This window comes from Chryseobacterium sp. VAUSW3 (genome assembly GCF_002205795.1).
GTDB classification, from domain to species: Bacteria; Bacteroidota; Bacteroidia; order Flavobacteriales; family Weeksellaceae; genus Kaistella; species Kaistella yananensis.
In genome coordinates this window covers 1,064,210-1,078,814 of the sequence record NZ_NIUY01000001.1, presented here as the reverse complement: position 1 = coordinate 1,078,814, position 14,605 = coordinate 1,064,210, and the positions used below count along the sequence as shown (strand labels likewise).

Below are 14,605 nucleotides of genomic sequence, written 5' to 3'. Positions count from 1 at the left end.
GCGCCAAAGAATGTCAAAGCAATATCAAAGGAAAGGGTAAAGAATGGAAAAATATACTGAAAAGAAGAAAATCCTCATCCGAATCGGTTCTCTGCGTCATGGCGGCGCAGAAAAGGTATTGGCGACTTTTCTTAAAAACCTTCCGGACGATAAATACGAAATCGATCTTCTCCTGAATTTGTATTCCGGAAAATATTTGACTGAAATTCCAGGTTGGATTAATGTTCTTTACCTCAACAAAGGGGAAATGATTACCACCAACAGGCCTCAGGATATTCCGGTAAAAGCTTTCCGCGTGATGTATCAGTTTGTTTTGAAGAAGTTTCCGAAACTGCTCTACTCCACGATTTTAAAGAATAAAAAATACGATATCGAATTTGCTGCAATCCACGGATTTCGCGATGAAATATTAAATTCGCCATTAAAAAATTCAAAAAAAATTGTCTGGATTCATAATGATTTACGCAAAACCCACTTTCACAACTACACCGACAACGAAATCCGGAAATTTTTCGGTTTTGATAAAATAATGGTGATTTCTGAGCATATTCAGAAAGATTTTGAATCACTTGCGAAGAATGAAAATGAAAAGAGTCGGATTGTCCGTATTTATAATCCATTGGATACAGAGGAAATTCTTAGAAAGAGCCAAGAACCAAGAGTCAAAAGCCGAGACAAACAACCAGAAACCAGCAACCGGCAACCTGTCTTCGTTTCCGTGGGAACTGTTTTTCCGCAGAAGGGGTTCGACCGGCTGCTCAAAGTTCATAAGAAACTTTTGGATGAAGGGTTCATTCACAGAATCAAAATTGTGGGCGACGGTTACGATTTTGAAAACATCAAAAAACTGAAATCTGATCTTGGTGTAGTTGAGACTGCAGAAATGACGGGCTTTACCGATAATCCTTATCCACACATCAGCAATGCGGATTTCTTTGTTTTAAGTTCGAGATATGAAGGTTTTCCGACGGTTTTATTTGAGGCAATTACTTTAAAAAAGAAAATTATCGCCACCGAAGTTTCGGGAGTTAGCGAAATGCTAGAAGACGGAAAATTAGGACTTATTGTGGAAAATACCGAAAAGGGAATTTATGAAGGAATGAAAAAAGCACTCGCCCAACCGGAAAGTTTTAATGCGTATGTTCAACAACTGAACACCTATAAAATGCCTTTTACTCTTGAAAATTCAGTGCAATCAATCATTAAGATTATTGATGAACTTTAAAACCTTTCACTTAAATTTGCGTTATGTCCAACTACACCATCATACAGAAAGATTTTTACCGTGAAAGCGGCAAAATGCTTTCGTCTCCGGAGATTTGGGCAAAATGCATCAATCCGAACCTTCACTTTATTTATATTCTGAGAAAATGCCAGCAATACAGAAAAAAATCTTTTCTGGGAGCATTCTGGAGGCTTGTTTTGCGACATCATCAAATAAAATACGGCTTTCAAATCTATCCTGAAACCCAAATTGGCGAAGGTTTTTATTTGGGGCACTGGGGCGCGCTCGTTATTAATCCCAAAGCTAAAATCGGCCGGAACTGCAACATTGCACAAGGTGTAACCATCGCACAGGCCAACCGCGGCAAAAATGAAGGCGTTCCCGTGATTGGTGATGAAGTGTGGATCGGTCCGAACGCGGTGTTGGTTGGAAAAATATCAATTGGCAACAATGTTCTGATTGCACCGAACGCTTATGTGAACTTCGATGTTCCTGCAAATTCTGTGGTCATTGGCAATCCCGCAACTATCAGTAGCAATACCAATGCGACATTGGGCTACATTAATAATAAAATTTAATATTAAAATCTGTTAAATATTCGGGATTTAAATTTCTATACTTTACATTTGCAAAATAATTGATACCATCTATTGCTTTTGCAAATAACAACTACAAAATAGTATAATCTCACAAAAATTAAGCTATGAAAAAATCGTATGAAGTTATTTTCGAAAATAATAAAAAGTGGGTGGAATCTAAATTGGCCGAAAATCCAGATTTTTTCAAAATCCTTTCAGCCTCACAAACTCCTGAATATCTCTACATCGGTTGTTCCGACAGTAGAGTTTCAGCAGAAGAAATGATGGGTTTAAAACCTGGCGAAGTATTTGTAACCCGAAACGTAGCCAACTTGGTAAACACCTTAGATATGAGTGCTACCGCGGTGATTCAGTACGCAGTGGAACATTTAAAGGTAAAACATATTATTGTGTGCGGACATTACGGTTGTGGCGGTGTAAAAGCAGCGATGACGGCGCAGGATCTGGGACTGATGAATCCCTGGCTGCGAAATATCCGCGATGTGTACAGGCTGCACCAGACAGAACTGGATGCGATTACCGACGAGCACAAACGCTACGACCGCCTTGTAGAACTGAACGTGCAGGAACAGTGCATCAACGTGATCAAAATGGCCGTAGTACAGGAGCAGTATCTGGTGGACGAATACCCAATTGTTCACGGCTGGGTTTTCGACTTAAGAACAGGAAAAATCATCGATCTGGAAATTGATTTTGAAAATATTTTGAAAGACATTCAGAAAATATACAATTTAACCAACTCTGAATGGGTGATGAGTAGAAAGAAGAATAAAAACCTTCTCTGATTTATATGAAACTTTGGAGCATCATAACATTGACGGTATTTTTGAATTTCATGGCCTTACCAAGTATTGCCACGTTTTTCGATTGGGATTTACCGGCAACCAACATGGTGATTTCCGAAGAAGAAACCCAACATTCCCCCTTAGTTATCAACGAAAAAACCATTCCGGGAACTCTTAATGTACATGATTTCCTGAAGTTTTTCGAAACAGACCGATCGAACAGATCCTTTATCTGTGCAGATGATTCCGTTCATCTTTCTCCTTTTCTTACGATATTTTCTCCGCCTCCGGAAGCTTAATTTTTTAAAATTTACAGTGGATATACCGTACTTTTTATAAGTGTGGAAAGCTGTACTATCTAAAAAAATTAAATTCTATACGCTGTAGCTACGTTCACAAGCACAGTTGGTTTCACATGCGAAACCGAGTGCAGAAATGTGCGCAAAACCAACAGCAAAACTTTCAAAAAAATGAAAAAAACACTTTCAATATACGCAGGAATAAGAGAAAATTTTCCTTCAGGGCTCGTCGTATTTTTGGTTGCACTCCCATTATGTCTGGGGATTGCACTTGCTTCCGGAGCACCACCACTTTCAGGAATTATTGCGGGAATCATCGGTGGTTTGGTTGTAGGTTCACTCAGCAATTCCAACATTTCAGTTTCCGGCCCGGCAGCGGGATTAACGGCAATTGTACTCACCGCAATTACGGATTTGGGTGCATTTGAACTCTTTCTTTGTGCAGGAATTATTGCCGGAATTCTTCAGCTTATTTTAGGATTTATTCGCGCCGGAAGTATTTCAAATTACTTCCCAACTAACGTAATCGAAGGAATGCTGGCAGGTATCGGGATCATTATTATTTTAACACAGATTCCCCATGCATTGGGATACGATAAAGATTTTGAAGGCAATGAGACCCTTTTTGCCAATGGATTTAATCCGAATTATTTTTCTGAACTTTTAGCCGGAGTTCATCCGGGTGCTGTAATTGTAACCCTGGTTTCCATAGGAATTCTTCTGGCGTGGGATAAAATTCCGGCGCTGAAGAAACTGAAAATGATTCCCGGTGCTTTGGTTGCTGTAGGCACTGGAATTCTGCTGAATTATATTTTCACGGTTTCCGGCAGTAATCTTGCGATTGGTGCTGAACATTTGGTTTCTCTTCCGGTTCCCCAAAGTGTGGCAGATTTTAAAAACATGATCGTTTTTCCTGAGCTTCAGGGTTTCCTGAATCCGAAAGTATGGATCGTTGGCGCAACAATCGCTATTGTCGCGTCTATAGAAACATTGCTTTGTATTGAAGCTTCAGACCGTTTAGATTCGAAAAGAAGAATTACCGATACCAATCTGGAACTCCGCGCTCAGGGAATAGGCAATCTGATTTCTTCAGCAATCGGCGGTTTACCAATGACCTCGGTGGTGGTAAGAAGTTCTGCCAATGCAAGTGCCGGCGCCACTTCAAAACTGTCAACTGTAATTCATGGCGCACTGCTATTAATCTGTGTCCTTACCATTCCGTTTATCCTGAACTTAATCCCGCTGGCTACATTAGCTGCGGTCTTGATCTTGGTTGGGTACAAACTTGCGAAACCGGCAACGATGATGCATTTCTGGCACAAAGGAAAATACCAGTTTATCCCTTTCATCGCGACAGTAATCGCAGTAGTTTCGCTTGATTTACTGAAGGGTGTGGGAATTGGATTATTAATTTCGGTCTTCTATATCCTTCAGGGAAATATGAAACGAGCTTACTATCTGAGCCGCGAAGAGCTTGATGATGCTGACGAAATTAATATAAAACTTGCGGAAGAGGTTTCATTCCTCAACAAAGCGGCCATTAAAAAAACGCTTAAAAACATCAAACCTAACTCTCAGGTCTGTATTGATGCAAGATCAACTTCTTATATCGCGACCGATATTCTTGAGATGATTCAGGAGTTTGCCAACATCCGTGCAAAGGAAGAGGATATTGAAGTGCGGCTTATCGGCTTTAAAACTTCTTATCAGGAATATGCAGATGACGAAGATTCACACATCATTATTGCCCACAGAAGAGCAATGTAATTTTAATTATCAACTTTAAACAAAAAATCAAATGAAAGCACATACTTTAGAAACACAATCTACCACAACACCGGAAAAAGCACTTAAATTCCTAAAAGAAGGAAACCAGCGATTTGTACAGAACCTGAAAATCAACAGAAATCTTCTGGAGCAGGTGAATGATACCCGCGCAGGGCAGTGGCCTTTTGCCGTAATTTTGAGTTGTATCGACAGCCGTACTTCTGCGGAACTGATTTTTGATCAGGGTTTAGGCGATATTTTCAGCGTAAGAATTGCCGGAAACTTCGTAAATAAAGACATTTTGGGTTCCATGGAATTTGGCTGTAATGTCGCAGGTTCCAAATTGGTAGTGGTCCTCGGTCATACGAAATGCGGCGCGCTGAAAGGCGGTTTGGACGCACAAAATATTGAAGGAATGGGCATGGAAAACCTTAACCACCTTGTAGGCCATTTCCAGGGCTGTATCGACGGTTTGATTAAAGAAGGCGAAGAGCGGTCGTCATCAAACAGCGATCTTCTGGAAAGACTGAATGTTTGCAATATCCAGAAAACCATGCAGGATATCCGTCACCAGAGTACGACGCTAAATCAACTGGAAAAAGACGGAAAAATTAAAATTGTGGGTGCAAATTACTGCGTTGAGAGCGGCGTGGTAACTTGGCTGGACGACAATATGAACGCAGAAATGGAAGCGCAAACTGGCGAAATGGCTATTTCCCGTTAAAAGCCGTCATCGTATTCTGTATTCCCGCGAAAACAAAAGACAGACACGCTTTAGAAAACTTCTCGATTCTTTCGGGAAGTTTTTCTTTTTCCTCAGCTTCCCATTTTCCCAGAACGTAATCTACCTGTTTACCTTCGGCAAATTCTGCAGAAATTCCAAAACGCAACCGCGGATAATTCTGAGTCTGAAGCTGTTCCTGAATGCTTTTCAAACCGTTGTGACCGGCATCGGAGCCTTTCATTTTCATTCTTAAAGTCCCGAAAGGCAAAGCAAGATCATCAGTAATAATCATTAAATTCTCTAAAGGGATATTTTCTTTCTGAAGCCAGAATTTTACCGCATTCCCGGAAAGATTCATGTAGGTATCCGGTTTCAGGATAAAGACTTTTCTGCCTTTGTATTTGCCTTCGGCAACTAAGCCAAAGTTGGATGATTTAAACGGAGCATCAATGGTTTCTGCGATTTTATCTGCAACTTTAAACCCGACATTATGCCGGGTTTCAGTATATTCATCTCCTTTGTTGCCGAGCCCGACGATAAGGTATTTCATTAGAATTAAAGTTTTATATATTCGAAAGTGAGTGTTCCTTCTGTGGAAACAGCTTTGGTTGGGTAACCCGCACTGTCGTAAGTATAAGCATAATTTGTAGAGTATGATCCCTCGGAAGTATTAACGGTTGTAGACCTGTAATTATTCATGGACAATCCTGTAAATGAGTTGGTGCCCGTCATAAAATGACCTGCCACAACGGTAAATTCTATCGGAAGTGTTGCAAAAGGATTTTTGTTGGTTTCGTAATTACTTAAATTAGCCACAATAACTACCGGTGGAATTACAATTGGCGGAGGTGCCAGGTTGGTCATTGTCATTTTCCACTGGGACAGATTATTACCCGCAAAAAGCAAATCGCTCACCATAGTGGTTGCAGGTTGATATGTTCCCGGATTTTCGGGATCCTCGCCCGACAATATCGTGTTCGCTTTTTTTAATTTACCTGTACTGTCATAGGTAAAATTGGTATCATTTTTCATCAGCACAGTTCCTCCACTTTCAGTATTCCCTGAAGCTTTCGCAACATTACCACCGTTGTAAGTAATATTTAATGTTGTGATAAGCTCTGTTGTGCCTTCATTTTGCACAATCTTCAGCTGGGAAAGCACATTATTTTCATAAGACAATGTATAATCATCCGTTTTTCCATCACTTTCAACTTTCACAGTAGTAAGCTTACCGGCATTATAATTATAATTAATTACAGATGCAATCCCGTCAATGTCAATTGATGTTACTTTTTTTAAAACTTTATCGTTTGATGCTCCGCCCCCAGATCCGGGTCCGGATTCCGTACCGGTGATCCCGTTGAGAAGATCGCCATTTTCAGCCCGGCTTGATTCACATGAAAATAAAATAGTCAAGCCAATGAGGAAAGTAAAAAGATGTAATATTTTTTTCATCTATCTAATTAATTTTAACAAAAGTAACCTTTTTTTCGAAATGCGTTTTCGAAAGTTTTATTTCCCAAGAATTCTTTCTAAAACCGCATTCACCTCATCCACGTGCTGCACATTTTCTTTGCGCATCATCAGCTGGTTGCTGTCGGCTGAATGTTTTTCTTTTAAAGTAGCATCTTTCGGATTCTGACTTAAATACGAAATAATATGCCTGAATTTATCACTCTGGTAAAACTTATCCTGAGGATTTGGCGGAAAATAACCCAGAAACACTCCGTTTTTCACCACGATTTTATCGAAACCGATTTCGGCGGCAATCCATTTTAATTCTACAGATTTCAAAAGATTTTTAGCTTCTGAAGGCAGTTTACCAAAACGGTCGGTAAGTTCATTTTCAAATTTCTGAAGATCTTCTTTATTCTGAATTTCTGCAAGTTTCTGATAAAGCGAAAGCCGTTCTTCAATACTCTGTACATAAGAATCCGGCAGCATCAATTCCAGATCTGTATCGATATTTACTTCTTTGTTGGATTTGAAGAGTTTTTTACGGTCTTCTTCATTTTCAAACAGTTCACTAAATTCTTCATCGTTCTGTAATTCTTCCAACGCTTCCTGCATAATTTTCTGGTACGTGTCAAAGCCCATTTCGTTGATGAATCCGCTCTGCTCACCGCCTAACAAATCACCTGCGCCACGGATTTCCAGATCTTTCATTGCAATCTGAAATCCACTACCAAGATCCGAAAACTGCTCGATCGCTTCCAGTCTTTTTCTTGCATCCGAAGTCATCATATCGAACGGCGGCGTGATAAGATAACAGAAAGCTTTCCTGTTGCTTCGGCCAACTCTGCCGCGCATTTGGTGCAAATCTGCCATCCCGAAACGTTGCGCATCATTAATGAAAATCGTGTTGGCATTCGGAACATCCACACCACTTTCCACAATCGTTGTAGAAACCAAAACATCGTATTTTCCTTCCATAAAATCCAGAACATTGCGTTCAAGCTGCTTTCCTTCCATCTGTCCATGACCGGTAATTACTTTTGCATCCGGAACCAACCTTTGAATAAGCCCTGCAATATCTTTAAGATTTTCGATTCTGTTGTTGATGAAATACACCTGTCCGTCACGCTGAATTTCGTAAGATACAGCATCCCGAATCACTTCCTCGCTGAAACCGATAATACTCGTTTCAACTGGCTGACGGTTTGGCGGCGGGGTTTTAATAACGGATAAATCTCGCGCGGCCATCAAAGAAAACTGTAAGGTCCTCGGAATTGGTGTAGCCGTTAAAGTAAGCGTATCGATATTATTTTTAATGGTTTTTAGTTTATCTTTTACCGAAACTCCAAACTTATGTTCTTCATCGATGATTAAAAGTCCTAAATCTTTAAATTTTACTGAACTCCCCACCAACTGATGCGTCCCGATTACAATATCGATTTTGCCTTCTTCAAGACCTTTCAGCGTTTCAGATTTCTGTTTGGCGGTGCGGAAGCGGTTCATGTAAGAAATATTTACCGGAAAATCCTTTAACCTTTCTTTAAAACTGCGGTAATGCTGAAATGCCAAAATCGTGGTTGGGACCAAAACAGCGACCTGCTTCCCGTCGGTTGCGGCCTTGAAAGCCGCCCTGATTGCTATTTCGGTTTTCCCGAAACCTACATCACCACAAACCAAACGATCCATCACCGTATCGTTTTCCATATCTTTTTTCACATCCAGTGTGGCTTTTTCCTGATCGGGAGTATCTTCGTAGATAAAACTCGCTTCAAGCTCATTTTGAAGATAAGAATCGGGAGTAAAAGCAAAACCTTTCGCTGTTTTCCGTTGTGCGTAAAGTCTTATCAGGTCGAAAGCAATCTGTTTTACTTTAGCTTTGGTTTTCTGTTTTAAAGATTTCCAGGCAGGTGAACCGAGTTTACTTAAAACAATTTCGCGACCTTCAGGACCATTGTATTTGGAAATTTTATGTAGGGAATGAATCGAAACATAAAGTAAATCTCCGTTTTTATAAACCAATTTGAAACATTCCTGAACTTTCCCGTTGTTGTTCACTTTTACCAACCCCATGAATTTCCCGATTCCATGGTCGATATGCGTGATGTAATCGCCCACTTTCATCTGCATTAAATCCTTCAGGGTCAACTGTTCAGATTTGGCAAACGTGTTTTTTGCTTTGAATCTTTGGTAACGGTCAAAAATCTGGTGATCCGTATAGACCGAAATTTTATGGTCGAAATCTACAAAACCTTCATGAAGTTCAGATTTGAAAGATTTAAACGGAATTTCCTGCTGTTCGGAACTGAAACTTCCCAATTCTTCAAAGATTGACTCAAGCCTTTCTTTTTGCTTTTCGGTGGAGAAAGAAATCCAGATATCGTAATCAGAATCCCGTTTTTCAACCAAATCTTCAATAAGAAGTTCAAAGTTTTTATGAAAAGTCGGTTGCGGCGTTTGGTTGAGCTGAACCGAAAAATCATCCGTAATCTTCAGATTTTCCAAGGTGAAATCTACGGTTCTGAATTTTTGATAATCCTTCAGCAAATCCTCTTCATTCACAAATAGTTCTGCCGGGGTTCTGTGTTTGATTTCCGTGTTCAGCGCTGCGAATTTTTCTTCTGCCTTGGCATAGAAATCCCGGTTTTTCTTCAGACCTAAAAACGCATTCTTAGAAACCACAAAACTGTCTTTCGGCAAAAGTTCAAAAAGAGAAACTTTCGTTCCGGAGACAGCGAAATTCATATTTGAAACCAACTGAAATTCGTTCACCTTTCCGTTGGTGAGCTGCGTTTCGATGTTAAATGTTTTGATGCTTTCAATCTCATTTCCGAAAAAAGAAATGCGGTAAGGCTCTTCGTTTGAATAGGAAAATACATCTACAATTCCGCCGCGAACAGAGAATTCGCCTGGTTCTGAAACGAAATCTGTCAGGTTAAAATTGAACTGCTGCAAAAGTTCTTCAGTAAAATCAAAATCCAGACTTTCACCTACTTTAATCTGATGAGAAATCGCCTTAAAATCTTCCTTTTTCAGGACTTTTTCCGACAAAGCCGAGAAACCTGCGACGATTACTTTAGGCTTTTTCGCCGAATTCAGCTTGTTGAGCACTTCGGTTCTTAGAACCAGGTTTGCGTTCTGGGTTTTCTCGATCTGGTAAGGCTCCAAGTGCGTTGCGGGAAAATAAAGTACGTTTTCTTTTCCCAGAAGATCTTCCATTTCCGATGTTATATACAGCGCTTCTTCTTTATCTTCAATGATAAAAAGAATCGTTTTTTTCTGTGTGAGAAAAAGCTCCGCCGCAAAAACTGAAGGCGAAGAACCCGCAAACCCTTTCACGGAGATATGTTGGTGAGTTTCTATATTTTTAAAAATTTCTTTCCCAAATTCGTTTCGCAACATATCGGGAAGAAAAGTTTCGTGTATGGCTTTTAACTGCATTCTTTAATTAAAATTTAAACCGTTTCGTAAAAAACAAACGGCGAAAACGATTCCGGGAAAATTCCGAAACCGTTCTGAGGACACAAATTTAAGTTATATTTCTGAAAATCTAACCATTACACTTTTATAGAAAAGTTAATTTTTAAACCCATAAAATATCATTTCTGCAGCGTTTAACCACAACAATGCTAATAAAAGTTAAAAGAAAACGATTATGAATCGCTGGCATAATGTTTGAAAAACTGAAAAACATTAACATTAAAAATATTATTATGAAATTATCAGTTCAGAACAACAACAAAAGTTCACGTTTCAGAAATTCGTTCAGGTTTGTAGGCCTGTTTGTTTTATTATTTTCTTTAATTTCACTCAGCTCTTGCAGCCGTGATGATGATCCCGCAGACAATGATTTTTTTGCAGGAACCTACAACGGAAGCATTTCTTATAACGATGGCACCACATCTATTTCAAAAGACAACGGAAGTGTTTTTGTAACCAAAATCGCGAGTGGCACAAAGTACAATTTCAGATTTTCTGACGGAATTCCAGATCTAAATGGTGTTGAATTTGAAAAAACCGGTGACAATACCCTGGTAATGGTGGGATCTTCTGCAACATCTTATATCAGAATCGATAACAAAGACCTTAAAATCTTATATACCGCTAATGGAAAAACCTGGACAGCCAATGCGGTAAGGTAAACTAAACTTCATATAAAACCGAAACTGTCTCAAGATAATTGAGGCAGTTTTTGTATTTTCACAAAAAATATGCTGATGAAAATTTATTTGAAACCAAGCGCACTAATGCTTTTCATCGCCTTACTGTTGCTGAGCTGCAGAAGCGATTCGCAGGACAACCCACGCGCTTATGTGGAAGGAAAACTTATATCGGCGACTGTTGATTACAATAAATTTCTCCTGAAAATCAGCAGCGAAAGCACCATTGTTGCAGAAACCATGTTGGCATCGGACGGAAACTTTAAACTTTCGGGACCGATAGGAAAAAATGGATTCGACATTGTTTCTACCGAAAAAATTAAAACTTTCAGCACTGATAAAACCGGCCTTCAAATTTCCTCCGACGGATTTAAAATTCGTGTTCCGGCGGGAATTACTTACATTAAGTTTAACGAAATTGTATTGGAGAAATGAGAATATTTATTGTTTTAATGTTACTGGTTTCAACCACCGCATATTCACAGAAAAAAAGGAAAGGGCTGGATGTGGTTTCCAATATTGATGTGAAGGTTCTGGCGATGAAACCTTTGGGAAATAATTCCCTTGCGAAAGACCTTCAACCATTTTATGGATTCGGATTTGGCGGAAATCTTATGACGCCGATTAATTTTGGAGTCGGCCTCGATTACAGCGAACTTTTTTCGAACGTGAAATATGGCTCCCAAAATCTGTATGGCAATTTAGGCTCACCCAGAATGACGGTGTTTGATGTCTTTCTAACGCACCGCGAAAACATTTCGGAAGATTTTATGGTGGAGGAAATGGCAGGTTTCAGTTATTACCGTTACACGAACCTTTATCTGGACAAAAGCGAAAAACTGAAAGATCATGCAATGGGTTTTAATCTCGGCGGAAAAGCGATTTATACTTTAGACGGACCTCAGCAGGTTTTTGCGGCCTTAAAGGCAAATTTCTATTATGGAAATGTTTACAATGAAAATCCGCAGATTCAGAAATACTACAGCCGTTCCACATTCCTGAGCCTGAGCTTAGGTTACCGCTATAATTTCTAGCTTCAAAAAACCACGGTATGATACAACGATTTATTTTTTCTGCTGTTTTACCCATCTCATTTCTCATGTCACCAAATGGCTGCCAACCCGAATATGTTAGTAATTCCAGAATTTACGCTGAAGGAAAGATCTCACCAAACATGGCAAACATTCCCGTAAAACTATATGCGGAGGATATTTTGATCTCCGAAACCCACACCGATGCTTCAGGGAACTTCAAGCTTGGCGGCCCTGGAACTACGAAAGAAAAGGCATTGTTTCTAAACCGGAAAATTATTTCATTCAGTTCCAGTGATCCGGAATGCCGACTTGATTACGATTCTTTATCCATAATTCTTCCGGCAAAAAACACTGCTTTTAAATTTCCACAAATACAACTCGAACCATGAAGAGTTTTTTATTAATTTTCATCCTGTTTTCCGGAATATGTTTGTCTCAGGAAACCGACAAATTTGCGTTCGAACTCAAAGGAAATACATTAACCGGAATGGGCAGTAATTTTATTGCAGAGGGCACCAACACTTTTACCGGATTCGGTTTGGGATTTACAGGTACTTTTTTAAAAAATATCGGTTTGGGAATCGAATTCAATAAAAGTTATTCCGAAGTATCTGATGTTTCCGTTTTCGGCGATCTGCACAGTCCGAAGTTTACCACTTTCGATTATTACGCGCTTTACCGATACCAAGCCAATAACAGATTAAGTTTCGAAGGAAACATCGGCGGAGGCTACGCAAAGCTGAAAAGTTATTCAAATTACAGGACAAAAAATTTTTCAGAAAGTGGGAACGCTTTTTTGGTGGGCGCGAAAGCAATGTACGGCCTTACCAAAAACAACAACCTTCAGCTTGTTGCGGGACCAAGATTCTATTTCCTCAGCACTTTTACCGAAATGAATGATCCCAAAATTGAAAAATACTACTCCAAATCCACATTGCTAAATTTATCTTTAGGTTTAAGAATTTGTTTCTAAAAACATCTAAATTTGCGGTATGCTGAATTTCATTAAGAAAAAAATTGCTTTAATCTGGGCAAAAAAACACGTTAAACAAACCGAAACCTTTAAGCAGAACGCTGTTGAAGATCAGGAAAAACTCCTGATTTCTCTGGTAAAAACTGCCGAAAAAACTTTGTTTGGCAGGGAACATCAGTTTGAAAACATAAAAACGGTTGCGGATTTCCGGAAAAATGTGGGGATTGCAGATTATGAGGATTTAAAACCTTATATCGAAAAAGTAAAAAAAGGCCAGCGAAATATTCTCTGGACCGAAACTCCCCTATATTTTGCGAAAACTTCAGGAACAACTTCCGGCTCTAAATACATTCCAATTTCAAAGGAAGGGATGCCGTATCAGATTGCGGCAGCGCAAAGCGCGATTTTTCATTATATCAATCAAAAAAATAATTCGGATTTTGTTTCCGGAAAGATGATTTTCCTTCAGGGAAGTCCGGAATTAGAAGAAATCAACGGAATCCAGACCGGCCGCCTCTCCGGAATTGTGGCCCATCACATCCCAAATTACCTTCAGAAAAACCGTTTGCCAAGCCTTAAAACCAACCTTATCGAAGACTGGGAAACCAAAGTTGATGAAATTGTGAAGGAAACCGAAAAAGAAAACATGACCTTAATTTCGGGCATCCCGCCATGGCTGATTATGTATTTTGAAAAACTGATCGAGCGCAACGGCAAAAAAATCACTGAACTTTTCCCAAATCTACAGCTCATTATCACCGGAGGAGTAAATTACGAACCATACCGCGAAAAAATGAAGGAGCTTCTGGGCAAAGAAGTTGATACCATACAGACTTTTCCGGCGAGCGAAGGATTTTTTGCTTTCCAGGATGATTATCAGCACGAAGGATTGCTGCTTCTTACCAATCACGGCATTTTTTATGAATTTGTTCCGCTGGAAGCATACGGGAAACCGGACGCAAAAAGGCTTACTTTAAAGGATGTTGAACTTCATAAAGATTACGCTTTAATTTTAACAACGAATTCGGGACTTTGGGCATATTCGATTGGCGACGTGATTCGTTTTATTTCTAAAACTCCCTACAGAGTAGTTGTTTCCGGAAGAACAAAGCATTTTACCTCTGCTTTTGGCGAACATGTAATTGCTTTTGAAGTGGAAGAGGCCATGAAGGCAACGGTAGAAAAATTTCCGGCACAAATCACCGAATTTCATCTTGCACCACAGGTAAATCCTACAGAAGGCCTGCCTTATCACGAATGGTTTATTGAGTTTGAAAAAGAACCTGAAAATATAGAAGATTTCCGAAAAAACCTTGATGATGAGATGCGCAAGCGCAACACTTATTACGACGATTTAATCTCCGGAAACATTCTGAAACCATTACTTATCAGCAAATTAAAAAGAAATGCATTTCAGGATTACGCAAAATCTGAAGGGAAACTTGGTGGCCAAAATAAGATCCCGAGGCTCGCAAACGACCGGAAAATTGGGGATTTCTTAAGTAAATTCAGAATTTAATGTTCTGTTAAAATTCATTACCATTTAAGCCTTTACATTTAACCGCAAACCAGACAGTGATTAGCTAT

General features: G+C 39.5%; 15 protein-coding genes. 12 read left to right on the top strand and 3 right to left on the bottom strand.

Annotation, left to right across the window (positions count from 1 at the left end):
- The first annotated feature begins 43 nt into the window (after positions 1-43).
- The 6 genes from CDW55_RS04900 (at position 44) to CDW55_RS04875 (ending at position 5,399) form a co-directional block, all read left to right on the top strand.
- A complete protein-coding gene (locus CDW55_RS04900) occupies positions 44-1,225 on the top strand; it encodes a glycosyltransferase (RefSeq protein WP_088468574.1) in 1,182 nt (393 codons plus the stop codon).
- Between the two features lie 23 nt (positions 1,226-1,248).
- Positions 1,249-1,803: a serine acetyltransferase gene (locus CDW55_RS04895; protein WP_088468573.1), complete on the top strand. Its 555-nt coding sequence runs from the start codon at positions 1,249-1,251 to the stop codon at positions 1,801-1,803.
- A gap of 125 nt (positions 1,804-1,928) precedes the next feature.
- Entirely contained in the window at positions 1,929-2,609 is a 681-nt protein-coding gene (locus CDW55_RS04890; protein WP_088468572.1) for a carbonic anhydrase, read from the top strand.
- Between the two features lie 5 nt (positions 2,610-2,614).
- On the top strand, positions 2,615-2,908 hold the full coding sequence (locus tag CDW55_RS04885; RefSeq protein WP_088468571.1) for a hypothetical protein: 294 nt from the start codon (positions 2,615-2,617) through the stop codon (positions 2,906-2,908).
- 171 nt (positions 2,909-3,079) lie between these two features.
- Positions 3,080-4,675, top strand: a complete 1,596-nt coding sequence (locus CDW55_RS04880) for a SulP family inorganic anion transporter (RefSeq protein ID WP_088468716.1) — start codon at positions 3,080-3,082, stop codon at positions 4,673-4,675.
- A gap of 31 nt (positions 4,676-4,706) precedes the next feature.
- Complete coding sequence (locus CDW55_RS04875) at positions 4,707-5,399, top strand: carbonic anhydrase (RefSeq protein ID WP_088468570.1); 693 nt, start codon at positions 4,707-4,709, stop codon at positions 5,397-5,399.
- Here the strand turns inward: CDW55_RS04875 and pth are convergent.
- Genes pth through mfd form a run of 3 tightly spaced genes read right to left on the bottom strand, consistent with a single transcriptional unit; the run spans position 5,386 to position 10,292 of the window.
- Entirely contained in the window at positions 5,386-5,949 is a 564-nt protein-coding gene (pth, locus tag CDW55_RS04870; protein WP_088468569.1) for an aminoacyl-tRNA hydrolase, read from the bottom strand. The two genes, CDW55_RS04875 and pth, sit on opposite strands and share 14 nt — an antisense overlap.
- A gap of 5 nt (positions 5,950-5,954) precedes the next feature.
- Positions 5,955-6,854, bottom strand: coding sequence for a hypothetical protein (locus tag CDW55_RS04865; protein ID WP_088468568.1), 900 nt, complete (start codon positions 6,852-6,854; stop codon positions 5,955-5,957).
- 57 nt (positions 6,855-6,911) lie between these two features.
- Positions 6,912-10,292 (bottom strand): transcription-repair coupling factor, encoded by a 3,381-nt coding sequence (mfd, locus tag CDW55_RS04860; RefSeq protein ID WP_088468567.1) that lies wholly within the window; start codon positions 10,290-10,292, stop codon positions 6,912-6,914.
- A 272-nt stretch (positions 10,293-10,564) separates the two neighbouring features.
- Between mfd and CDW55_RS04855 the strand changes: the two genes are divergently transcribed.
- The 6 genes from CDW55_RS04855 to CDW55_RS04830 all read left to right on the top strand — a co-directional run bounded on the left by CDW55_RS04855 (position 10,565) and on the right by CDW55_RS04830 (position 14,537).
- The gene (locus tag CDW55_RS04855) at positions 10,565-10,993 is read left to right on the top strand and encodes a hypothetical protein (RefSeq protein ID WP_228399609.1); all 429 of its coding nucleotides are present in this window, start codon (positions 10,565-10,567) and stop codon (positions 10,991-10,993) included.
- A gap of 75 nt (positions 10,994-11,068) precedes the next feature.
- On the top strand, positions 11,069-11,446 hold the full coding sequence (locus CDW55_RS04850; protein ID WP_143332918.1) for a hypothetical protein: 378 nt from the start codon (positions 11,069-11,071) through the stop codon (positions 11,444-11,446).
- Entirely contained in the window at positions 11,443-12,045 is a 603-nt protein-coding gene (locus CDW55_RS04845; protein WP_088468565.1) for a hypothetical protein, read from the top strand. Before CDW55_RS04850 ends, CDW55_RS04845 begins: the two co-directional genes overlap by 4 nt.
- 17 nt (positions 12,046-12,062) lie before the next feature.
- Positions 12,063-12,434: a hypothetical protein gene (locus tag CDW55_RS04840; RefSeq protein ID WP_143332917.1), complete on the top strand. Its 372-nt coding sequence runs from the start codon at positions 12,063-12,065 to the stop codon at positions 12,432-12,434.
- Positions 12,431-13,018, top strand: coding sequence for an outer membrane beta-barrel protein (locus CDW55_RS04835; RefSeq protein WP_088468563.1), 588 nt, complete (start codon positions 12,431-12,433; stop codon positions 13,016-13,018). The genes CDW55_RS04840 and CDW55_RS04835 overlap by 4 nt, the downstream gene beginning before the upstream one ends.
- A 19-nt stretch (positions 13,019-13,037) precedes the next feature.
- Positions 13,038-14,537: a GH3 auxin-responsive promoter family protein gene (locus CDW55_RS04830; protein ID WP_088468562.1), complete on the top strand. Its 1,500-nt coding sequence runs from the start codon at positions 13,038-13,040 to the stop codon at positions 14,535-14,537.
- Positions 14,538-14,605 lie beyond the last annotated feature (68 nt).

Excerpts from the sequence above, each read along its gene's own strand:
- CDW55_RS04900 (WP_088468574.1), top strand. The coding sequence starts at position 44 with ATGGAAAAATATACTGAAAAGAAGAAAATCCTCATCCGAATCGGTTCT.
- CDW55_RS04895 (WP_088468573.1), top strand. The coding sequence starts at position 1,249 with ATGTCCAACTACACCATCATACAGAAAGATTTTTACCGTGAAAGCGGC.
- CDW55_RS04890 (WP_088468572.1), top strand. The coding sequence starts at position 1,929 with ATGAAAAAATCGTATGAAGTTATTTTCGAAAATAATAAAAAGTGGGTG.
- CDW55_RS04885 (WP_088468571.1), top strand. The coding sequence starts at position 2,615 with ATGAAACTTTGGAGCATCATAACATTGACGGTATTTTTGAATTTCATG.
- CDW55_RS04880 (WP_088468716.1), top strand. The coding sequence starts at position 3,080 with ATGAAAAAAACACTTTCAATATACGCAGGAATAAGAGAAAATTTTCCT.
- CDW55_RS04875 (WP_088468570.1), top strand. The coding sequence starts at position 4,707 with ATGAAAGCACATACTTTAGAAACACAATCTACCACAACACCGGAAAAA.
- pth (WP_088468569.1), bottom strand. The coding sequence starts at position 5,949 with ATGAAATACCTTATCGTCGGGCTCGGCAACAAAGGAGATGAATATACT.
- CDW55_RS04865 (WP_088468568.1), bottom strand. The coding sequence starts at position 6,854 with ATGAAAAAAATATTACATCTTTTTACTTTCCTCATTGGCTTGACTATT.
- mfd (WP_088468567.1), bottom strand. The coding sequence starts at position 10,292 with ATGCAGTTAAAAGCCATACACGAAACTTTTCTTCCCGATATGTTGCGA.
- CDW55_RS04855 (WP_228399609.1), top strand. The coding sequence starts at position 10,565 with ATGAAATTATCAGTTCAGAACAACAACAAAAGTTCACGTTTCAGAAAT.
- CDW55_RS04850 (WP_143332918.1), top strand. The coding sequence starts at position 11,069 with ATGAAAATTTATTTGAAACCAAGCGCACTAATGCTTTTCATCGCCTTA.
- CDW55_RS04845 (WP_088468565.1), top strand. The coding sequence starts at position 11,443 with ATGAGAATATTTATTGTTTTAATGTTACTGGTTTCAACCACCGCATAT.
- CDW55_RS04840 (WP_143332917.1), top strand. The coding sequence starts at position 12,063 with ATGATACAACGATTTATTTTTTCTGCTGTTTTACCCATCTCATTTCTC.
- CDW55_RS04835 (WP_088468563.1), top strand. The coding sequence starts at position 12,431 with ATGAAGAGTTTTTTATTAATTTTCATCCTGTTTTCCGGAATATGTTTG.
- CDW55_RS04830 (WP_088468562.1), top strand. The coding sequence starts at position 13,038 with ATGCTGAATTTCATTAAGAAAAAAATTGCTTTAATCTGGGCAAAAAAA.